The 20,664-nt window shown below is 71.9% G+C and carries 21 protein-coding genes; 7 read left to right on the top strand and 14 right to left on the bottom strand.

The features are described 5' to 3' along the window. Positions 1-60: 60 nt before the first annotated feature. From ACYVIH_RS02900 to ACYVIH_RS02870, 7 genes are all read right to left on the bottom strand, one after another. Positions 61-858, bottom strand: coding sequence for an ABC transporter ATP-binding protein (locus ACYVIH_RS02900; protein WP_460865793.1), 798 nt, complete (start codon positions 856-858; stop codon positions 61-63). Beyond that, complete coding sequence (locus tag ACYVIH_RS02895) at positions 858-2,150, bottom strand: ABC transporter substrate-binding protein (protein ID WP_460865791.1); 1,293 nt, start codon at positions 2,148-2,150, stop codon at positions 858-860. The genes ACYVIH_RS02900 and ACYVIH_RS02895 overlap by 1 nt, the downstream gene beginning before the upstream one ends. A 412-nt stretch (positions 2,151-2,562) precedes the next feature. After that, entirely contained in the window at positions 2,563-3,738 is a 1,176-nt protein-coding gene (locus ACYVIH_RS02890; RefSeq protein ID WP_460865788.1) for a lipid-transfer protein, read from the bottom strand. Further along, the gene (locus ACYVIH_RS02885; RefSeq protein WP_460865786.1) at positions 3,735-4,205 is read right to left on the bottom strand and encodes a MaoC family dehydratase; all 471 of its coding nucleotides are present in this window, start codon (positions 4,203-4,205) and stop codon (positions 3,735-3,737) included. Before ACYVIH_RS02885 ends, ACYVIH_RS02890 begins: the two co-directional genes overlap by 4 nt. Next, a complete protein-coding gene (locus tag ACYVIH_RS02880; protein ID WP_460865784.1) occupies positions 4,202-5,320 on the bottom strand; it encodes an acyl-CoA dehydrogenase family protein in 1,119 nt (372 codons plus the stop codon). Before ACYVIH_RS02880 ends, ACYVIH_RS02885 begins: the two co-directional genes overlap by 4 nt. Further along, on the bottom strand, positions 5,320-6,360 hold the full coding sequence (locus ACYVIH_RS02875; protein ID WP_460865782.1) for a bifunctional MaoC family dehydratase N-terminal/OB-fold nucleic acid binding domain-containing protein: 1,041 nt from the start codon (positions 6,358-6,360) through the stop codon (positions 5,320-5,322). The genes ACYVIH_RS02880 and ACYVIH_RS02875 overlap by 1 nt, the downstream gene beginning before the upstream one ends. Next, positions 6,357-7,517: an acyl-CoA dehydrogenase family protein gene (locus tag ACYVIH_RS02870; RefSeq protein ID WP_460865780.1), complete on the bottom strand. Its 1,161-nt coding sequence runs from the start codon at positions 7,515-7,517 to the stop codon at positions 6,357-6,359. Before ACYVIH_RS02870 ends, ACYVIH_RS02875 begins: the two co-directional genes overlap by 4 nt. Positions 7,518-7,644: 127 nt before the next feature. On the opposite strand from ACYVIH_RS02870, the gene ACYVIH_RS02865 reads away from it, so the two are divergent. Next, the gene (locus ACYVIH_RS02865) at positions 7,645-8,262 is read left to right on the top strand and encodes a TetR family transcriptional regulator (RefSeq protein ID WP_460865778.1); all 618 of its coding nucleotides are present in this window, start codon (positions 7,645-7,647) and stop codon (positions 8,260-8,262) included. A 28-nt stretch (positions 8,263-8,290) separates the two neighbouring features. Here the strand turns inward: ACYVIH_RS02865 and ACYVIH_RS02860 are convergent, their stop codons facing one another. Continuing rightward, positions 8,291-8,803 carry a hypothetical protein gene (locus ACYVIH_RS02860; RefSeq protein ID WP_460865775.1) on the bottom strand — a complete coding sequence of 171 codons (513 nt, stop codon included), beginning with the start codon at positions 8,801-8,803 and terminating at the stop codon, positions 8,291-8,293. 131 nt (positions 8,804-8,934) lie between these two features. Here ACYVIH_RS02860 and ACYVIH_RS02855 point away from each other — a divergent pair, with 131 nt between their 5' ends. The 4 genes from ACYVIH_RS02855 to dmpG all read left to right on the top strand — a co-directional run bounded on the left by ACYVIH_RS02855 (position 8,935) and on the right by dmpG (position 12,282). Next, on the top strand, positions 8,935-9,309 hold the full coding sequence (locus ACYVIH_RS02855; protein ID WP_460865772.1) for an antibiotic biosynthesis monooxygenase family protein: 375 nt from the start codon (positions 8,935-8,937) through the stop codon (positions 9,307-9,309). Between the two features lie 134 nt (positions 9,310-9,443). Beyond that, positions 9,444-10,259 (top strand): 2-keto-4-pentenoate hydratase, encoded by an 816-nt coding sequence (locus tag ACYVIH_RS02850; RefSeq protein ID WP_460865770.1) that lies wholly within the window; start codon positions 9,444-9,446, stop codon positions 10,257-10,259. Next, positions 10,259-11,242, top strand: a complete 984-nt coding sequence (locus ACYVIH_RS02845; protein ID WP_460865768.1) for an acetaldehyde dehydrogenase (acetylating) — start codon at positions 10,259-10,261, stop codon at positions 11,240-11,242. The genes ACYVIH_RS02850 and ACYVIH_RS02845 overlap by 1 nt, the downstream gene beginning before the upstream one ends. Continuing rightward, positions 11,239-12,282: a 4-hydroxy-2-oxovalerate aldolase gene (gene dmpG, locus ACYVIH_RS02840; RefSeq protein WP_460865766.1), complete on the top strand. Its 1,044-nt coding sequence runs from the start codon at positions 11,239-11,241 to the stop codon at positions 12,280-12,282. Before ACYVIH_RS02845 ends, dmpG begins: the two co-directional genes overlap by 4 nt. A 22-nt stretch (positions 12,283-12,304) precedes the next feature. Here dmpG and ACYVIH_RS02835 read toward each other — a convergent pair whose 3' ends face one another. The 4 genes from ACYVIH_RS02835 to ACYVIH_RS02820 form a co-directional block, all read right to left on the bottom strand. Continuing rightward, complete coding sequence (locus ACYVIH_RS02835; protein WP_460865764.1) at positions 12,305-13,060, bottom strand: pyrimidine reductase family protein; 756 nt, start codon at positions 13,058-13,060, stop codon at positions 12,305-12,307. A gap of 8 nt (positions 13,061-13,068) precedes the next feature. After that, positions 13,069-13,929, bottom strand: a complete 861-nt coding sequence (folP, locus tag ACYVIH_RS02830) for a dihydropteroate synthase (RefSeq protein WP_460865762.1) — start codon at positions 13,927-13,929, stop codon at positions 13,069-13,071. Next, positions 13,923-14,885: a glucosyl-3-phosphoglycerate synthase gene (locus tag ACYVIH_RS02825; protein WP_460865760.1), complete on the bottom strand. Its 963-nt coding sequence runs from the start codon at positions 14,883-14,885 to the stop codon at positions 13,923-13,925. The genes folP and ACYVIH_RS02825 overlap by 7 nt, the downstream gene beginning before the upstream one ends. Before the next feature lie 75 nt (positions 14,886-14,960). Further along, positions 14,961-16,442 (bottom strand): AMP-dependent synthetase/ligase, encoded by a 1,482-nt coding sequence (locus ACYVIH_RS02820; protein WP_460865795.1) that lies wholly within the window; start codon positions 16,440-16,442, stop codon positions 14,961-14,963. 397 nt (positions 16,443-16,839) lie between these two features. On the opposite strand from ACYVIH_RS02820, the gene ACYVIH_RS02815 reads away from it, so the two are divergent. Then, on the top strand, positions 16,840-17,841 hold the full coding sequence (locus ACYVIH_RS02815) for an NAD-dependent epimerase/dehydratase family protein (RefSeq protein ID WP_460865758.1): 1,002 nt from the start codon (positions 16,840-16,842) through the stop codon (positions 17,839-17,841). A gap of 12 nt (positions 17,842-17,853) precedes the next feature. Here the strand turns inward: ACYVIH_RS02815 and ACYVIH_RS02810 are convergent, their stop codons facing one another. Continuing rightward, positions 17,854-18,201: an antibiotic biosynthesis monooxygenase family protein gene (locus ACYVIH_RS02810; RefSeq protein ID WP_460865756.1), complete on the bottom strand. Its 348-nt coding sequence runs from the start codon at positions 18,199-18,201 to the stop codon at positions 17,854-17,856. 24 nt (positions 18,202-18,225) lie between these two features. Continuing rightward, entirely contained in the window at positions 18,226-18,891 is a 666-nt protein-coding gene (npdG, locus tag ACYVIH_RS02805; protein WP_460865754.1) for an NADPH-dependent F420 reductase, read from the bottom strand. A 289-nt stretch (positions 18,892-19,180) separates the two neighbouring features. Here npdG and ACYVIH_RS02800 point away from each other — a divergent pair, with 289 nt between their 5' ends. Beyond that, positions 19,181-20,434 (top strand): serine hydrolase domain-containing protein, encoded by a 1,254-nt coding sequence (locus ACYVIH_RS02800; RefSeq protein WP_460865752.1) that lies wholly within the window; start codon positions 19,181-19,183, stop codon positions 20,432-20,434. Positions 20,435-20,664: the final 230 nt, after the last annotated feature.

The raw sequence follows: 20,664 nt of genomic DNA, 5'->3' as shown, positions 1-20,664 counted from the left end.
ACGCGTCCTGGCCAACCAACCCACCGCCGCCTGAGACAGGCGGGCTGGACATAGGGCTTCTCATGGCGTCTCCTCGATGTCGACGTCGGTCTCCGGGCCGCCGCCGAGGTAGAGCTCGCGGACGTTCGCGTCGGCGAGCACCTCCTGCGGCGTGCCGTCGGCGACGACCACGCCGCCGGCCAGGCACACCATCCGGTCGACGGTGCGCACCAGCGCGTGCACGACGTGCTCGATCCACACGATCGCCAGGCCCTCGGCGTGCAGCCCGCGGACCACCTCGACCAGCTCGGCCACCTCGGGGTCGGTGAGGCCGCCGGCGACCTCGTCGAGCAGCAGCAGCTTGGGGCCGGTGCCGAGCGCACGGGCCACCTCCAGGCGCTTGCGCTGGAGCAGGCCCAGCCGACCCGCCGGGGTGTTGGCGAGGTCGGCCAGGCCGGTGCGCTCGAGGACGTCGAGCGCGGACTGCCAGGCGTCCTTGCCCTTCAGGCCCGCGCCCTGGTGGCTGCAGACCAGGACGTTCTCGAACACCGTGAGGTGCTCGAAGGGCCGGGGCACCTGGTAGGTGCGACCGATCCCCGCCCGGGTGCGGGCGAAGGCGGACACGCCCGTGACGTCCTCGCCGTCGAACCAGACCCGGCCGGCGTCGGGGCGAAGGTCGCCGGAGATCATCGCGAACAGCGACGACTTGCCGGCCCCGTTGGGCCCCACGATGCCGAGGGTCTGCCCCGGCGCGACGCTGAGCTCGAGCTGCGTCGCGACGGTGACCCGGCCGAAGCTCTTGTCGATGCCCTCGAGCGCGAGCAGGCCGGGCGCCGGCGAGGTCTGGGCCGGCGCCCCCTGGTGCGAGCCTGGGGCCATCACGCGTTGGTGGGCAGCAGGTCCCCACCGACCGGTACGGCGGTGTTGGCGCTGTTGTCCACGATCGCGATGTCCCACGGGAAGTCGGTGCCCTCGCGCCACTGGCCACCGACCGGGTGCTGGATCGCGATGCCCGGCTGCGGACCGGCGGTGAAGTCGAGCTCGCCGCTCATGCAGCTGATCTTCATGTTCTGCAGGTTGTTGGCGACCTCGTCACGGTCCTTCGGGTCGTCGGCGTCCTTGAACGCCTGGACGGCGATCTCGAACAGCGAGTAGATCGAGCCGAGGGCCTGGGTCCACTGGTTGCCGGTGTCCGCGGCGAAGGTGTCCGCGAGCTCCTTGGCGCTGGTGCCGTCCAGCGCGGACTCGTAGGGGTGGAAGGGGCTCCACCAGATGTCGGTGGCGATGTTCTTGCTCAGCGGGCCGAGCGCCTCCGCCTCCGACGGGAAGAGCATGACCTTCGCGACCGTGGCGAGCTTGGGCCGGAAGCCCTGCTGCTGCGACTGCTTCCAGAAGGTCTGGAAGTCCGGCGGGATCGGGGTGCAGGTGAACAGCTCGGCGCCGGACTTCTTGAACTTGTTGATGTGCGCGGTGAAGTCGGTGGTGCCGTTCTGGTAGGCGCCCGGGTCGACCGGGTTGTAGCCCTGCTCCTTCATCATCGCGCCGAGGCCCTCACGGAAGGCGTTCGCGTCGCTGTCGTTGGGCCACAGCGCCGCGACGTCCTTGCTGCTGACGCCCATCCGGTCCCACATCGGGAAGAAGCACTCAGCGAACTGCTGCATGCCGAAGAAGAACATCGTGGAGTACTTGAACGAGTCGCCGTCCTTGGCGCCCCGGCCGTAGAACCAGGCCTCCCACGGGGCGATCGTGGTGACGTTGGGGATGCCGTTGGCCTCGCACTGGTCGGCGACCGGGTTGGTGGTGTCGGGCGTGGAGGAGCCGACGATCAGGTCGACCTTGTCGCTGTTGATCAGCTCCCGGGTGACCTCGGTGGCGCGGTTCGGGTCGGACTGGGTGTCCTTGACGACGATCTCGATCTTGCGCTTCTTGCCGCCGGCGGTGATCCCGCCCTTGACCGCCTCGTTGATCTGCTTGACCACGAAGTTGTCGGCCATCGCGAAGCCGGCCAGCGGACCGGTCTGCGGGCTGACGTAGCCGATCTTCAGCACGTCGGAGGCCGAGGCCCCGGTGCCCTTCAGCCCGCCGCAGGCGTTCAGCAGCGAGGTGCCGCCGAGGGCCGCCGCACCGAGCCCGATGCCGCGGAGGAAGCCGCGCCGGTCCAGGCCGCTCATAGGTGTGTCTCACTTACGTCGAAACCCTTCTGCAAGGTCAGATGGAAGAAGTCATCCCGAGAGAGGCGTTCGGAGCGGACCGGAGGGTCGTACGACGACTCACCGACTCCTGTTCGCATCGCGCACAAGAGTTTCCATAACGAACACGTGATGTATAGCACGTGGCCTGCGCCACAGCAACGACTTCCAGACAGACCCGTCCGGACGTGTCAGAAGGCGAGACGACCGGCGCACGCTGGAGCGACCGTCGAACATGCAGCCAGGGCACTTCGCATCTGCGGTCACGCCTGGGACGGCCCACAACTCGGGCCAGCTGCATGTTCGAACGGCGCCGGCGGTCGAGAAGTCGAACCGACGCGAGACCGCCTCACCAGAGCGCCCAACGCCGGCTCGGCGCCGGCCGGGCGGGTGGTCAGACGGAGGCGCCGAGCACCAGGCCGCTGGTCGGCACGCCGGTGCCGGCGGTGACGACGACGTTCGACACGTCGGACGGCTGGTTGACCGACGTACCCCGGACCAGCCGAACCGCCTCGGCGATCCCGTTCATGCCGTGCAGGTAGGCCTCGCCGAGCTGGCCGCCGTGGGTGTTCGTCGGCAGCCGGCCGCCGAGCTCGAGGTTGCCGTCGGCGATGAACCCGGCCGCCTCGCCGCGGCCGCAGAAGCCGAGCTCCTCGAGCTGGGGCAGCACGAACGGGGTGAAGTGGTCGTAGAGGATCGCGGCCTGCATGTCCGCCGGGCCCAGCCCGCTCTGCGCCCAGAGCTGGTCGCCGACCAGGCCCATCTCGGGGATGCCGGAGATCGAGGGCCGGTAGTACGACGTCATCATCTGCTGGTCCCGGCCGGAACCCTGCGCGCCGGCGAGCACGTAGGCGGGCTTGTTCGGCAGGTCCCTGGCGCGCTCGGCCTGCACCAGCACCATCGCCTGGCCGCCGTCGGTCTCCTGGCAGCAGTCGAGCAGGTGCAGCGGCTCGGCGATCCAGCGCGAGGCCTGGTGCTCCTCGAGCGTGATCGGCCGCTGGTAGAACCACGCGTTCGGGTTCGTCGCGGCGTGCTTGCGGTCCACGACCGCGACGCGTCCGAAGTCCTCCGAGGTGGCGCCGTACTCGTGCATGTAGCGCTGGGCGAACATCGCCACCCACTGCGCGGGGGTGGACAGGCCGTAGGGGGTCATCCAGGAGTACGCCGCGCGGTCGGCGCTGGTGTCGACCGGCCGGTGCGCCTGCCCGAGCCCGTAGCGCTCGCCGGAGCGCTCGTTGAACGCCCGCCAGCAGACCACCACCGAGGCCATCCCGGTCGCGATCGCCGCGGCCGCCTGGGCGACCGTGCCGCAGGCCGCTCCCCCGCCGTGCGGCACGCGGGAGAAGAAGGTGAGGTCGCCGATGCCGGTGTTGCGCGCGACGTGGATCTCCGAGCTCGACTCGGCGGTGAAGGTCACCATGCCGTCGACCTCCGACGACTCGATGCCGGCGTCGTCGAGGGCGGCGACCACGGCCTCGCAGGCCAGCTGCAGCTCGCTGCGGCCGGACGCCTTGGAGAACTCCGTCGCGCCGATCCCGACGATCGCGGCGGCCCCGTTCAGCGCGCTCATGCGCCCGCCCCCGCCGGTCGAGCCGCCTCCGGTGGTCGAGCCTGTCGAGACCCCGGCAGCTGTACGACGACCGTGCCGGTGACGTGGGCGCCGAGGCTGTTCTCGCCGCGGACCGCGACCTCGACCCGGTCGCCGTCGACGGAGGCCACCGACCCGGACATCACCATCGTGTCGCCCGGGTAGTTCGGCGCCCCGAGCCGGATCCGGATCCGCTTCACGACCGCCCCCGGTCCCGCCCACGAGGTGACGTAGCGGTCGACCAGGCCGTTGCTGGTGAGGATGTTCATGAAGATGTCCTTCGAACCCCGCTCCCGGGCGAGCTCGGGGTCGTGGTGCACGTCCTGGTAGTCACGGCTGGCGATCGCCGTGGCGACGATGAGCGTCCGGGTGATCGGGATCGACAGCTCGGGCAGCGTCTCGCCGACCGTGACCTCGCTCGCGGAGCGCGTCGGTGCGAGTGCGGTCACGATGCCACCTCCTCGACGGCGAGCCGGGCACCGAGGTCGGCGAGCGCGGCGGCCGAGCCGCCGAGCGTCGTCGCGATCTGCTTGCCCCACAGGAAGTACTGGTGCACCGGGTAGTCGACGTCCACGCCGATCCCGCCGTGCAGGTGCTGCACGCGGTGCACGACGTCGAGCCCGGCCTGGTCGGCCCACCACTTCGCGACGAGCACTGCCCGCTCGGCACCGGCGACCGTGGTCTCGTCCTCGAGGGAGGTGGCCGCCTGCCACAGGGTCACCCGCATCGCGTCGATGTTGATGTAGCAGTCGGCGAGCTGGTGCTGCACGGCCTGGAAGGTCGCCAGCGGGCGGCCGAACTGCTGCCGCTCGGAGAGGTACGCCGCCGCGAGCCGGAGCGCACCCTCGGCGACCCCGACCTGGATCGCTGCGAGCGCGACGGCGGCCCGGTCGAGCACCCACGACACCGCCGATCCACCCGGCTCGCCGAGCAGCTCGGCCGGCGCGCCGGTGAGACGGAGGTTCGCCGCGCGGTCGCGGCTGGTGGTCTCGGTGAGCTCGACGGCCACCGCCTCGGCGTCGAGGTCGAGCAGGAACAGCGCGGGCCCCTCCGGCGTCGTCGCCGAGACCAGCGCCTTGGTCGCCCAGGCCGCGGACGGTACGACGGCCTTGGTGCCCTCGATCGTCCAGCCGCCGTCCGACGGGGTGGCCGTGCAGCGCGGCGAGGCGGGGTGTGCTCCGTCGTACTCCTCGACGGCGAGCGTCAGCCGCAGCGAGCCGTCGACGAGCGCGGGCAGCAGCTGCGCGCGCTGGGACTCGCTGCCGTGCGCGGCGACCGCCAGGCCGGCGACACCGGCCGACCACAGCGGGACCGGTGCGACGGTGCGGCCCTGCTCCTCGAGCAGCACGCACAGGCCGCCGAGCCCGAGCCCGGCCCCGCCGTGCTCCTCCGGCAGGGCGATGCCGAGCAGCCCCGCCCGGGCGAGGTCGGCCAGCAGCGAGTCGTCGACGCGGGTCTCGGTCTGCTCGACAGCGCGCACCCGGTCGGTGCCGGCCCGGTCGGTGAGGATGTCGCGGGCCAGTCCCTGGACGGCGAGCAGCTCCTCGTCGAGGTGGAAGTCCATCAGTGCTCCTCGATGGTTGCGGGCCGGAACACCGGCAGGGTCAGCTCCGGGTCGGCCTCGAGCCAGGTGAGCTCCAGCGGCATGCCGATCCGCACCGCGTCGCGCTCGACGTCGACGAGGTTGGTGATCAGGCGGGTGCCCTCCTCGAGCTCGACGACCGCGACGAGCAGCGGGTACTCGAACGCCGGGTGCTTGGGGTGGTGGGCGACGACGTAGCTGTAGAGGGTCGCGCGGCCGGACGCCTCCACGGTGTCCCAGTCGAAGGACCGGCACTCCGGGCAGCACGGTCCGGGTGGGTGGCGCAGCGTCTTGCACGAGGCGCAGCGCTGGATCAGCAGCCGCTTCTCCATCGCCCCGTCGAACCAGAACTGGTTGTCCGGGTTGACCGCCGGCCGCGGCCGCAGCGCGCCTTCGGTGGTCGAGCCGGTTTCGGTCGTCGAGACGTCGGTGGTCGAGCCCGTCGAGACGTCGGTGGTCGAGCCCGCAGTGCCCTGAGCCGGTCGAAGGGTCGAGACCTCGGAGGTGGCCTTGGGCCGGAACCGCAGGGTGCGCCAGCGCTGGGTGGCGACGACCTCGCCGGCCTGGTCGCGGTAGGTGCGCACGGTGGTGACGAACCGGCCCACGCCCAGGGCGGTCGACTTCTCCGAGGAGATCGACTCGACCACCTCCTCGGCACCCAGGTGGTCCCCGGGCCGCACCTCGCGGTGGAAGTCGAACTCGGAGTCGGTGGCCACCACCGAGGTGTAGCCACCCTCGTCCAGCAGCGCGATCAGCTCGGTGAACGCCGGGTCCTGCTGGGCGGGGTTCACCGTGGCGGCGTAGCCGCGCATCGTCCACGCCTGCATCATCGACGCCGGCGCCACGATCCCCTCCCGCCCGGTCGCGCGCGCCGCCTCGTCGGACAGGTAGACCGGGTTGGCGTCCTCCATCGCCTCGACCCAGTGCCGGATCATCGGCACGTTGACCGGGTCCTGCCCCGGCTTGAAGGACACCAGCTGCCGCCCCTCGAAGGCGGCCAGGCGCTCGTCGTACGACGTCATCGGGCACCTCGCGGGAGGCCGAGGCCCTGGCTGGCGACCATGTCCCGGAGCACCTCGTTGACCCCGCCGCCGAAGGTGTTCACGATGCCCTGACGGGAGAGCTGCTCGATCTGGCCGGCGAGCACCGCTCCGGGCGACTCGGGGCGGACCCGGCCGGCGGCGCCGAGCACCTGGGTGAGCGTGCGCTGCACGTCGATGTGGGTCTCGGTGCCGTAGGTCTTCGCCGCGCCCGCGGTGGCGCCGGTGAGCGTGCCCTCGGCGACGGCGGCGGTCATCTTCCAGTTCATCAGCCGCATCGCCTCGAGCTTGGCGTAGGTGCGGGCCATCTCCTGCTGGACCCACGGCCGGTTGATCACGCCGGTCTCCTTGGCCCACTCCAGGGTGCGCTCCCACAGCTGGATCATCCGGCCGCCGAGGGCAGCCAGGCCGATCCGCTCGTGATTGAGCTGGGCGGTGATCAGCCGCCAGCCGCCGTCGACCTCGCCGACGACGTTGCCGGCCGGGACCCGGATGCCGGTGTAGTACGTCGCGGTGACCACCATGCCGCCGACGGTCTGGATCGGGCTGAAGCTGAAGCCGGGGTCGTCGGTGGGCACGATCAGGATCGAGATCCCCTTGTGCTTCGGCGCGTCGGGGTCGGTGCGCGCGGCGAGCCAGACGAAGTCGGCGGTGTTCGCGCCGCTGGTGAAGATCTTCTGGCCGTCGACGACGAAGTGGTCTCCGTCGCGGACCGCCTTGGTCTTCAGCGAGGCCAGGTCGGTGCCGGCGTCGGGCTCGGTGTAGCCGATCGCGAAGACGATGTCGCCGTTGAGGATGCCGGGGAGGTAGCGCTGCTTCTGCTCCGCGGTGCCGTACTCCATCAGCGTCGGGCCGACGGTGTTCACGGTGACGAACGGGAACGGCAGTCCGGCCCGCTGCACCTCGTCGAAGAAGACGTACTGCTCCTCGATCGAGCGGCCCTGCCCGCCGTACTCGGTGGGCCAGCCGATGCCGAGCCAGCCGTCGCGGCCGAGCATCCGGACCACCTCGCGGAACCGGTCGCCGCCGACACCGGCCTCGCCGACGCTGCGGCGCTCCTCCTGGGACAGCAGGCTCGCGAAGTAGCCGCGCAGCTCCTTGCGCAGCTGCTGCTGGGCGGGCGTCTCCCGAAGGTCCATGGGTCCTCGCTCTCGATGGCTCGACCGGCAGTCCACCATCGCGAGTAGACATGTGTCAACCACCTGTCTACTCACCTGTTCGACACCTGTCTGGCGACGGGGCGTCGCGGCGTCTACGCTGGCGCCTATGGAAGCCGGATCCCAGGGCCGAGTCGTGCAGCGTGTGCTCTCCCCCGCGCGGGCAGCCACGCGGGACCGGCTGATCGACGCCGCGATCGAGCTCGCCACGGAGGGCGGGTACGACGCGGTCGGCATCCGGCAGGTCGCCGCGCGGGCCGGTGTCTCGGTGCCGACCGCCTACCAGCACGTGAGCTCCAAGGACCAGCTGCTCGTCGAGGCCCTGATGACCCTGGGTGGCCGCTCCACCGAGCGTTTCCGGCAGCGGCAGCCCGAGGGCGACAGCCCCGCCGACCGGCTCGCCGAGGTGTTCGGCCGGATCATGCGCGAGGCGGCCCGCAAGCCGCTGCTGTACCAGGCGCTCTACCGGGCGTACGTCGGCAGCGCGCCCGCCCTCGCCGAGGTCGAGGGGCTCGTCGGCTTCGGCCCCGAGCGGGCCGCCTGGATCGGCGACACGCTGCGTGCCGGCGACCACTCCGGCTACACCGACGAGGAGCTCGCCTCCACCTCGCGGATCCTCAGCTCGCTGTTCCTCGGCGCGATGGTCGGCGTGGCGGCCGGGCGCGACGTCGACGACGCGCTCGAGATGCTCGACGAGGCGACCCGGCGGCTGCTGCCGGCGCGCTGAGGGGCAGCGACGCGCGCGTGAGCCCGACTCAGCTGCGGAGCCAGAGCCGGCGTCGCTCCTTCTTGCGCCGGCCCGGTTCGGTCTCCAGCGGGTCGGGTATCGGCAGCGGGTCGGGCAGCGTCGACTCCTCGGGCACGGTGGGCCGGCGCGCGAAGTCCTCCTCCGTGCCTTCCTGGGCGATCAGGTGGAGCGTGATGAAGTACCTGGCCTCCCGGTCACCGGTCACCGACTCCAGCTCGACGTGGCCGTCCTCGACCAGGAAGCTGAACGCGTCGAGCCCCGGCAGCCGCAGCGTCGTCACCCAGATCGCCTCGAGGAAGCTGGCCACCTGCCGGGCCGGGGTGCCGGGCCGGTACTTCAGCATCGAGATGAGCAGCTGGTCCTCGTCCTCGGTGGCCTCGACCTCCACGTCGGCGAACATCGCGCTCGCCTGGAGCCGGTTGCGCAACCGGGTCGCCGCCGACTCGAGGATCTCCCCCCGGGCGGCGGGCAGGTTGATGATCAGCCCCGCCCGGAGCCGCCGGAATTCCCTGAAGTCCACGGGTGAACAGTCTGCCCGACAAGTGCCCCTGCCGTGGCCAGACCGCGCCGACGAGTCACCGATCACACGTCGGCGCCCACCCGCCCGGCAGCGAGCCGCGGGTCTCGCGGCCGCCCTGGCATGATCGCGGCATGAGCGTCATCAAGATCAACGCGATCACGGTCCCTGCCGACAGCGGCGACGAGCTCGCCCGCCGGTTCGCCGCTCGAGCCGGCGCCGTGGACGACCAGGACGGCTTCGAAGGGTTCGAGCTGCTGAAGCCGACCGACGACCGCACCACCTGGCTGGTGATCACGCGCTGGCGCGACGAGGCCGCGTTCGACGCGTGGGTGAGCTCGCCGTCGTTCGCTCACGGTCACCGCGCGGACGACAGCCCGGAGGCGGCCCACGGCCACGGACACTCGGAAGCGGCCGGCGCGTCCGACGCCGAGGCCTCCCGGAAGCCGGTCGGGCTGCACAGCGAGCTGTGGTCCTACGAGGTGGCTGGCGGCTCCGAGCCGCGCTAGGTCCGCCGCGGTGGCGGGCGGTGCCGGCACGCGGTAGACACCGAGGAGGCGTTCCATTCACCGGAACGCCGACGTGGTCAGGGGGCGACGTGCCCGTCCACGCTGGGTCCGCAACCCCGACACCAGAGGACCCCATGACAGCCCCCACCGACATCTCCCGCGAGACCGTGGTCGCCGAGGCCGCGGCCCGGCTCGAGACCGCGACCCGCGACAGCGCCCCGTGCCCGCCGGTCCGCGACCTGCTCGGCGAGACCGACATCGACCTTGCCTACGCCGTGCAGCAGCGGCTCACCGAACGCCGGATCGCCGACGGCGCCCGGATCGTCGGCCGCAAGATCGGGCTGACCTCACCGGCGGTGCAGCAGCAGATCGGCGTCGACCGGCCGGACTTCGGCGTGCTCTTCGAGGACATGGACGTCTCGGGGCTGCCCGAGGTGCCCAGTCACCGGCTGCTGCAGCCCAAGGCCGAGGCGGAGGTCGCGTTCGTGCTCGGCGCCGACCTCGACGGGGACGACCTCGACATCCCCGGCGTGCGTGCCGCGGTCGACCACGCGGTCGCCGCGCTGGAGATCGTCGACAGCCGGGTCGCCGGCTGGGACATCCGGATCACCGACACGGTCGCCGACAACGCCTCCAGCGGCCTCTACGTGCTCGGCGACCGCAAGGTGCCGCTGAGCGAGTTCGAGCCGGTCGACGTCGCCATGCGGATGTACGTCGACGACGAGCTCGTCTCCGAGGGCAACGGCGCGGCCTGCCTCGGCGACCCGCTTGAGGCCCTGCTGTGGCTGGCGCGCACCGCACGCGAGTTCGGCGAGCCGCTGCGCGCCGGGCAGGTCGTGCTCTCCGGCGCCCTCGGGCCCATGGTGGCCGCTCCCCCCGGTGTCACCGTCCGCGCCGAGATCTCCTCGCTCGGCTCGGTGACCGCAACCTTCTCCGACAAGGACCAGTGATGACGAAGACCAAAGTCGCCGTGATCGGCTCCGGCAACATCGGCACCGACCTGATGATCAAGGTGCTCCGGCTCTCCGACACCCTCGAGATGGGTGCGATGGTGGGCATCGACCCGGACTCCGACGGCCTCGCCCGCGCCGCCCGGCTGAAGGTGCCGACCACCCACGAGGGGGTCGACGGCCTGATCGCCATGGACGGTTTCGAGGACATCGACATCGTCTTCGACGCCACCTCCGCCAAGGCCCACCTGGTGAACGCCGCGAAGCTGGCGCCGTACGGCAAGAGGCTCGTCGACCTCACCCCGGCGGCGATCGGCCCGTACGTCGTACCCCCGGTCAACCTGGACGAGCACCTCGACTCCGGCGCCGACAACGTCAACATGGTGACCTGCGGCGGCCAGGCGACGATCCCGATGGTGCACGCGATCTCGCGGATCACCCCGGTGGCGTACGCCGAGATCGTCGCCTCGATCTCCTCCCGCTCGGCCGGCCCGGGCACGCGGGCCAACATCGACGAGTTCACCGAGACCACCGCGGCCGGCATCGAGAAGGTCGGCGGCGCCCAGCGCGGCAAGGCGGTGATCATCCTCAACCCCGCCGAGCCGCCGCTGATCATGCGTGACACGGTGTTCTGCCTGATCGGCGACGCCGACCACGACGCGATCCGCGACTCCATCGAGCAGATGGTCAAGGAGGTCGCCACCTACGTCCCCGGCTACCGCCTCAAGCAGGAGGTGCAGTTCACCCCGATCCCCGAGGGCGAGCCGGTGCACACGCTGCTGCCCGAGGGCGCCGCGCCGGTGACCACCCGGGTGAGCGTCTTCCTCGAGGTCGAGGGCGCCGCGCACTACCTGCCCGCGTACGCCGGCAACCTCGACATCATGACCTCCGCCGCCCTGCGCACCGCCGAGGCGATCGCCGAGCGCCTGCCGCGTGCGACCACCGACCAGTCCGACCGAGTCCCCGCCGAGGTGGCCCCGTGAACAGCCCCGACACCAACCCCGTCAACCTCTACGTCCAGGACGTCACCCTGCGCGACGGCATGCACGCGATCCGGCACCGGATCGAGCCGGCGGACGTCGCGCGGATCGTCGCCGCTCTCGACGCGGCCGGCGTCGACGCGATCGAGGTCGCGCACGGCGACGGCCTCGCCGGCGGGTCGCTGAACTACGGCCCCGGCTCCCACTCCGACTGGGAGTGGATCGAGGCGGCTGCCGAGAACATCAGCCAGGCGACGCTGACCACCCTGCTGCTGCCCGGTGTCGGCACGATCGCCGAGCTCGAGCACGCCTACTCCCTCGGTGTCCGCTCGGTGCGCGTGGCGACCCACTGCACCGAGGCCGACGTGTCCGCGCAGCACATCGCCAAGGCGCGCGAGCTCGGGATGGACGTCTCCGGCTTCCTGATGATGAGTCACATGGCTCCCGCTTCGAAGCTCGCCGAGCAGGCCAAGCTGATGGAGTCCTACGGCGCGCACTGCGTCTACGTCACCGACTCCGGCGGGCGGCTTACGATGAACGGCGTCCGCGAGCGGATCCGCGCCTACCGCGACGTGCTCGACCCGCAGACCCAGATCGGCATCCACGCCCACGAGAACCTCTCGCTGTCGGTGGCCAACTCGGTCGTCGCCGTCGAGGAGGGCGTCACCCGCGTCGACGCGTCGCTGGCCGGGCACGGCGCCGGGGCCGGCAACTGCCCGATCGAGCCGTTCATCGCGGTGGCCAACATCAACGACTGGAAGCACCGCTGCGACCTGTTCGCGCTCCAGGACGCGGCCGACGACATCGTCCGTCCGCTGCAGGACCGTCCGGTGCGGGTCGACCGGGAGACGCTGACGCTCGGGTACGCCGGCGTCTACTCCAGCTTCCTGCGGCACGCGGAGGCGGCGGCCCAGCGCTACGGCCTCGACGTCCGCACGATCCTGCTCGAGGTCGGCCGGCGCCAGCTCGTCGGCGGCCAGGAGGACATGATCGTCGACATCGCGCTCGACCTGCTGTCGGAGGCGAAGAAGCAGTCGGCCTGACAGGCTGCGTGGCCTCGCGAGGTCAGGGTCGCGACCAGCGGCCCAGCAGCGTGCCGTCGGCCTCCAGCAGCAGCCGGGGTCGCATCTCCTGGGAGACCTCCGCCCCGGCGAGGATCCGTGGGTGCGTCCCGCCCAGGACGTGGGGTACGACGGTCAGGCAGATCTCGTCCACGAGCCCGGCGCCCGTGAGGTCCCGGAGCAGGTGCGGGCCGCCCTCGGTGAGCAGCCGGGTCATGCCGAGTGCGTGCAGGTGCGCCACCATCGCCGGCAGATCCACGGTGTCGCCGTCGGCGACGAGCACCCGGTCATCTCCGAGCACGGCCCGGGCGGCGTCGAGAGCGCGGTCGCCGGCCGCCGTACACGTCACCAGGAACACCTCGCCCGAGCCGTCGTCCTCGGCGGGCAGGGTGAGCTTGGTGGGCAGGTTCGCCGAGCGGCTGACCACGACCAGGGCCGGCGCGGCGGGGCGGCCGGAGCGCAGCGAGGCCCGCACACCACGCACCGGACGTGGGCGACCGTAGCCCTCGACCCGGGCCGTGCCGGCACCGACGACGACAGCGTCGGCGAGCGCCCGCAGCAGCATGAACACCTGCCGGTCGGCGTCGTTGTTGATCGTGCCGGTCTTGCCGTCGGGGCCGGTCGCGGCGCCGTCGAGGGTGCTGACCATGTTGGCCCGCAGCCAGGTGCGACCCTCGGGGTAGGCGTAGAGCCGGGCCAGGTCGGCGTCGTCCGGCTCCCGGCCGACGAGCTCGTCGTCGGTGTCGAGAACTACCCGCATGCCCACCCCTATGCCAGTCCGCGAACGGTGCGTGCCGGAGGACGGGTGCCCCGGATCGTGGAGACCATGTCCAGCACCTGCCGGGTCTCGGTGACCTGGTGGGCGCGGTAGACCCGTGCACCGTGCCACGCGCACACCGCGGTCGCGGCCAGGGTGCCGGTGAGCCGCTCGCCCACCGGCAGGCCGAGCGTCTCGCCGACGAAGTCCTTGTTGGACAGCGACACGAGCACCGGCCAGCCGGTGGCGGTCATCTCGTCGAGCCGCCGGGTGATCTCCAGGGAGTGCCAGGTGTTCTTGCCGAAGTCGTGCGCGGGGTCGATCAGCACGCTGCGTGGGTCGACCCCGAGGGACACCGCGCGCTCGGCGTAGGCGACGGTGTCGGCGACCGCTGCGGCCACCACGTCGTCGTAGGCCACGCGGTGCGGGCGGGTGCGCGGGGTGGCGCCGCCGGTGTGGGTGCACACGATCGCGGCGTCGTACTCCGCGGCGACCGCGGCCAGCTCGGGGTCGTAGCCGCCCCAGGCGTCGTTGAGCAGGTCCGCCCCCGCCTCGCACACCTGCCGGCCGACCTCGGCACGCCAGGTGTCGACGCTGATCACGACGTCGGGGAACTCCTGGCGTACGGCGGCCACGAAGTCGACGACGCGACGGGCCTCCTCGGCGGCGTCGATCTCAGCACCCGGCGCTGCCTTGATGCCGCCGATGTCGACGATCTCCGCGCCCTCGGCCACGACCTGCCGCACCCGGGCGAACGCGGCCTCGTCGGTCCAGGTCGCGCCCCTGTCGTAGAACGAGTCCGGGGTCCGGTTGACGATCGCCATCACGAGCAGCGCGTCGTCGTCGAACTCGTGCCCTCCGAGCTTCAGCACGCCGCCTCCTCGGGCCCGCCGGTGGCGTAGCCGGGCATGGACACCGCCGGCGGGCGCTGCTCGAGGTCCACCTCCTGGTCGATGGGCGCGACGCGGCCGTCGTCCCACACGAACTGTCGCAACCGCAGGCCCTCCGGGGCGACGCCGCTGAGCCGCCGCTCGGCCATCGCCATGATCTGCGCCGCCATCACGCCGAGGTCGCGCAGCTGCTGGTGGCCGTGCTTGCGCAGCCCGAGGTCGACCTGGGCGACGGCGTCGAGCCCGGAGCGCTCGTAGGCGTCGACGAGCACCGAGAGCTCCACGGCGTAGCCGGTGGGCACGTCGAGCTGCTCGAGCAGCCGGCGTCGAACCGCCCACTCCCCCGCCAGCGGCTGCACTACCCCGGCGAGCTCCGGCCAGTGCAGCGCGACCAACGGCCGCGCGACGAGCTCGGTGACCCGACCGCCTTCGGAGGCGAGCTCTCCGGACGCGCCCGCCCGGTCCAGCGGCCGGTCGTAGAACCCCTTGACCAGCTCGACCCGGTCGTCGGTCAGCAGCGGACCGAGCAGGCCGGTGACGAAGTGCGTGTCCCACTCGGTGAGGTCGGCGTCCATGAACGCGAGCACGTCGCCGCTGGTGACGAACAGCGCCTTCCACATTGCCTCGCCCTTGCCGAGGCGGCTGCCGAGGTCGGGCCGGATCTCCGCGGAGGCGTGCACGACGGCACCGGCGGCCCGTGCAACGGCAGCGGTGCCGTCGGTGGAGTCGGAGTCGATCACCACCACCTCGTCGACCAGACCGACCCGCTCGACGACGTTGGCCCTGACCCGGGCGACGATCTCACCCACGGTCGCTGCCTCGTTGCGGGCCGGCAGCACCAGGCTGACGGTCACCCCGCGGCGCTGCTTGGCGGCCACCAGCCCCTCGACCGTCCAGTCCTGCCAGCGGCAGGTGCGGGGCGAGGGGTCGGCGGTCACGGCCTTCACATTATCCGGGCCCTCCGACCGACCGGGCGGTGTCCCACGGCGACCCGGCGGCTCGACCGGTGCCGGTCAGGCGCGCGCCGCCCCGGCGTACATCGAGTCCAGCAGCTCCCGGTAGCGCTCCTCGATGATCTTGCGCTTGACCTTCAGGCTCGGGGTGAGGTCGCCGCCCTCGACCGTGAGGTCGTGCTCGAGAAGCCGGAAGTCCTTGATCGTCTCGCAGCGGTTGAGCCGGCCGTTGAGCTCGTCCACGCACTGCTGCACGTAGCCGTTGACGGCCGGCTCCGCCACCAGCCCGGCGTAGTCGTCCGCCGCCAGTCCCTCGGCCCGGCCCCACTGCGTCACCGCCTCGGCGTCCAGCGTGATCAGCGCGGTGGCGTAGTTGCGACCGTCGGCATGGACCACGATCTGGCTCACCAGCGGGCAGATCGCCCGGAAGAGGACCTCGATCGCCTGTGGGGCGATGTACTTCCCGCCGGAGGTCTTGATCAGGTCCTTCTTGCGGTCGGTGATCCGCAGCCGGCCGGCGGCGTCGAGCTCGCCGACGTCACCGGTGGCGAACCAGCCGTCCCCGCTCATGACCTCCGCGGTCGCCTCGGGCAGGTGGTGGTAGCCGTCCATCACGCCAGGACCACGGACCATTACCTCCCCGTCCTCGGCGACCTTGACCTCCGTGCCGAGCAGCGGCGGTCCGACCACACCGAACTGCGGGTCCTCGGGCCGCACGATGCACACGGCGGCGCTGGTCTCGGTCAGCCCGTAGCCCTCGAGGATCAGCAGGCCCGCGGCGTAGAACCAGCGGGCGACGTCCGGGGACAGCGCTGCGCTGCCCGAGACCAGGAACCGGATCCGGCCACCGAGCCGGGCCCGGATCTTGGCGAGCACCAGCCGGTCGGCGATCGCATGCTGTGCCAGCAGCAGCGGACCGGACCGGCGTCCCCGGAGCCGGTCCTCGGCGACCCGGTCGCCCACCGCGAAGGCCCAGTCGAACAGGCGCTTCTTGACCCCGCCCTCCTCCTCGATGTTCTGCACGACCTTGGCGTGCACCTTCTCGAAGATCCGGGGTGGGCCGGCCATGAACGTGGGGCGCACCACCGACAGGTTGTCGACGATCTTGTCCATGCGGCCGTCGACGGCGGTGGGGAAGCCGATCTGCAGCTGCACGGCCTCGAGCATCTTGCCGAAGGAGTGCGAGAGCGGGAGCCAGAGGTACTGCAGGTCGGCGGGCGAGAGGATGCCCAGGCTCTCCGCGGCGGCACCGATGTAGGTCCAGCAGCGGTGCGGCAGCTCCACGCCCTTGGGCCGCCCGGTGGTGCCCGAGGTGTACATCAGGGTGGCGAGGTGCTCGGGGTGAACCGCGGCCACCGCCTCGTCGACGGCGGTCGGGTTCTCCGAGAGGTGCCGGGCGCCGAGGGCCTCGAGGTCCTCGAGGCTGATCACCCACTCGCCGTCCGGCGAGCCGTCGAAGGTCACGACCCGGATCAGGTCGGGCAGGTGCTCGCGCTGGGCGCGCAGCTTCTCGACCTGGACGTCGTCCTCGGCGAAGCAGATCCGCGACCGGCTGTCGGAGAGGATGAAGGCGACGTCCGGTCTCTGCCCAGGTCACCGACTGCCAGCCGCCGTCGGTGGGGAACCGGAACGCCTCCACGTCCGCGCTCGCCGCGACCCGGTCGTAGAACATCCGCGCCACCGAGACCGCGGGTGTGGGATGGCTGCCTGTCTGTGCTCTGTCGATGGGTGTCGTGACCACGACTCCTCGATTCCCCCGCCGGACCTCCCCCTGGGACGGGCGGTCTGGTCGTGCCCGCCGTACGGCGTGCGTCCCCGTGCTGAGTCTTCAGCGTCACACTGTGATCGGCGCGACACCAGGGTCCTTCGTCCGTCGCCGGGGTTGCGCTGTCGGTGAACGTGGCTGGTGCCGCGGTCCCCGGTGCTCGACGATGGCGCCATGAGACTCCTGGTGCTCGGCGGCACGCACTTCGTCGGCCGCGCCCTGGTGGCGGAGGCGCTGCGCCGGGGTGACGAGGTCACGACGGTCACACGCGGGGTGAGCGGCGCTCCGGCCGACGGTGCCACGGCGGTGCACGCCGACCGCACCCGGCCGGGTTCGCTGGCCGAGGCACTGGCTGGCGGCACGTGGGACGCCGTGGTCGACACCTGGTCCGGCGCTCCCGCGGTCGTCCGCGAGTCGGCGAGGCTGCTCGCCGACCGGGCCGCACACTACGGCTACGTCTCGAGCAGGTCGGTGTACCGCTGGCCGATCCCGCCCGGGGCCGACGAGTCCGCTCCGGTGGTCGATGCCGACGCCGGGTCCACGGACCCGAGCGACTACGCCGCGGCGAAGCGGGGTGGCGAGCTCGCGGTGCTCGAGACCTTCCCCGGACGGTCGCTGCTGGCCCGTGCCGGGCTGATCCTCGGGCCGCACGAGGACGTCGGCCGGCTGCCGTGGTGGCTGGACCGGATCAGCCGTGGCGGCCCGGTGGTCGCCCCCGGCCCGCGGGACCGTGGCCTGCAGTACGTCGATGCCCGCGACCTCGCGGCCTGGATGCTCGACGCGGCCGCACGGGCTCTCGACGGGACGTTCGACGCGGTCAGCCGTCCGGGCCACACGACGACCGCCGAGCTGCTCGAGACGTGCAACGAGGTGACCGGCGGCGGCGCCGAGCTGGTCTGGGTCGCCCCGGAGGTGGTCGAGGACGCCGGGGTGTCACCGTGGACCGACCTGCCGATCTGGGCGCCGCCGACCGGTGAGCTGGCCGGTCTGCACGAGGGCGACACCTCCGCCGCGCTCACGCATGGGCTGCGGTGCCGGCCCGTCCAGGAGACGGTGGCCGACACCTGGCGGTGGCTGCAGCAGGACGGCTTCCCGCCACCCAAGCCGGGCCGCCCGGAGCTGGGGCTGTCCGCGGACGCCGAGCGGCGACTGCTGGAGGCGGCGTCCTCCCCCTGACGAGTGGCGGCGTCAGTGGCCGGCGTCGAAGGAGGAGGACGCCATGGAGTACTCCCGCTCGACGGTCGCGACGCGCACCCGGTAGTCGTCGTACCAGCGCTCACGACCGAGGCGCTGCGCGCCGAGGTGGGCGGCGACCTGCTTCCAGCGTCGGGCGGCGTCCTGGTCGGTCCAGTACGACACCGTGATGCCGACCTCGCCGCCGGTGGACTCCATGCCGAGGTACCCGGGCTGCCGCGCGGCGAGCTCGGCCATCGCCAGCGCCATCTCCGGGTAGCCGGCGCCGTCACCGCTGCGGCGCGAGGTGAAGATCACCGCGACGTACGGCGGTTCGGGGGTCGCTGCGAAGATCTCGGACATGACCTCAGGATGCCCCAGGACGGGTCAGACGTCGGTGACCCGCAGCCCGGAGTGTGCCTTGTAGCGCCGGTTGATACTGATCAGGTTGCAGGTGAGCGCCTCGACCTGGTGGGCGTTGCGCAGCCGGCCGGCGTAGATCCCGCGCATGCCGGGGATCGTGTCGGCCAGCGCACGCACGACGTCGGTGGCCTCGCGGTCGTCGCCGAGGACCATCACGTCGGTGTCCATCGACTCCACGGCAGGATCCTCGAGCAGCACCGCGCTCACGTGGTGGAACGCCGCGACCACCCGGCTGCCGGGAAGGACGGCCTCGGCCTGCTGGGCCGCCGAACCCTCCTCGACCTCCAGCGCGTAGGCACCCTGCTTGTCGAAGCCCATCGGGTTCACGCAGTCGACCACGATCTTGCCCTCGAGCGCCGGGGCCAGCTCGACGAGCAGCTCCTTGTGGCCGTCCCACGGCACCGCGACGATCACGATGTCGCCCGTTGCTGCCGCCTCGGCGTTGGCGGCGCCGCTGATCGGTCCGCCCGTCGCCTCGGCCAGCTCCTTCGCCGTCGCTGCGGCCCGCTCGGCGCTGCGGCTGCCGATCACCACCGTCAGACCCGCGGCAGCGAACCGGCGTGCGAGGCCACGGCCCTGCGGCCCGGTGCCACCGAGCACGGCGATCGTCTGGTTCTCGAGCAGGTTCATCAGGGCGGTTCCTTCCGACGGGTCTTCTCGCGGCGGGTGCCATCCTCTCGTGACCGGCCGGGGCGTGCTCAGGGCGGTCACGCCTCGGACCCCTCCGGCGGTCGACGAGCCGAGCCCGCGAGGTGTCTCGAGTCCTCCGCAGCCGACCGGTCGGCCCGTCGAACATGCAGCCAGCCCTCCGGACAGCCCGACCAGGCGTACGACGTACGCCGGCATGTGCGAGCTGCATGTTCGACGGACCTCTGCCGATCGCGGCCCAGGGGGAGTCGACCAAGGCGAGAATGGGGCCGTGTGGACCGCCGCGACCGTGATGCTGCTCGCCCTCGGAGCGGGGACTGCAACCGCCGTGGCGGTCCGACGCCGGATGCGCGGCGCATCAGGCCGGCTGCGTGGTGTGGTGGCGGTCGTGGCGCTGCTGGCCGTGTCCATGGCGCTCATCGAGGTGTGGGCGCACCTGATGGTGAACCGTTCCGCGGTGGCGCGGGCCGTGGCCTGGCTGGAGGCCGACACCGGTGACCTGCGACGGTTCCCGGCGCGGCCGATCGCCGCAGGAGACCAGCCGCTGAGGCTGGGCGACTGTCCCGCGCCCGAACCCGTCGTGGACCGGCGCGTCGAGACCCGTGGGGAGAAGGTCAAGCTGGCCGAGCTCCTCGATCGCACGCGGACGACGTCGTTCCTGGTGCTCCGCGACGACTGCGTGCTGGCCGAGCACTACGGCGAGGGCTCCGGGCCGGACCGGCTGCAGACCTCGTTCTCGATGGCCAAGTCGATCCTGTCGACGCTGACGGGGATCGCGATCGACCGTGGCGAGATCAACAGCCTCGAGGAGCCGATCACCACCTACCTGCCCGAGCTCGCCGAGCGCGACGAGCGGTACTCACGCATCACGCTGCGTCACCTCGTGACGATGACGTCAGGGCTGCGCTACGAGGAGCACGGCCTCCCCTGGAGCGACGACTCGCTGACCTACTACTCCCCGGATCTCCGCCGGACCGCGCTGTCCGCGCATGTGGGTCGTCCACCGGGCGAGGTGTGGCACTACAACAACTACAACCCGCTGCTGATGGGGTTGATCCTCGAGCGGGCCACCGGCACCTCCGTGGCCGACTACATGGAGCGCCACCTGTGGCAGCCGATGGGCGCCGAGCACGACGCCTCCTGGAGCCTGGACAGCACCGAGAGCGGCTTCGAGAAGATGGAGAGCGGCGTCAACGCCACCGCCCGTGACTACGCCCGGTTCGGCTACCTGTTCGCGCACCAGGGCCGGGTCGCCGGACGCCAGGTGGTCCCGGCGGCGTGGGTGGCCGAGGCGACCGCCGTCGACGCCGACAGAGACCCGAACCCCGCCTACCAGCACTGGTGGTGGATCGACGACGCCCGGGAGGACCGGTTCTACGCCCGGGGCAACTTCGGCCAGTTCGTCTACGTCGACGCCGGCGCCGACCTGGTCGTGGTGCGCACCGGGACGGAGTACGGCATTCCGGACTGGCCCCTGGTGCTGCGTCAGATCGCCGACGAGCTGACGGCTCGCCCCGGCGCCTGATCGGGCTCGGGCTCAGGTGAAGCGCCTCCAGCAGCCAGCTGGGGTGGCCGCGCCGGCACTTCTTCGACGGCCGGAGATAGCGCGCTGGGCCGGGCACGCCGCCCGACGCAGACCGGGGCCGCCCGCCCGACGGACAACGCGAACCGCTCGCCGCGGCCATCCCAATATGTGAGACAGATCACAGAAAGTGTCGGTGCTGACCGGGAGCGTGGCAGGCATGACAGCAGTGC

The organism is Nocardioides pakistanensis, assembly GCF_054781215.1.
This window is presented reverse-complemented; position numbering and strand designations above follow the sequence as displayed.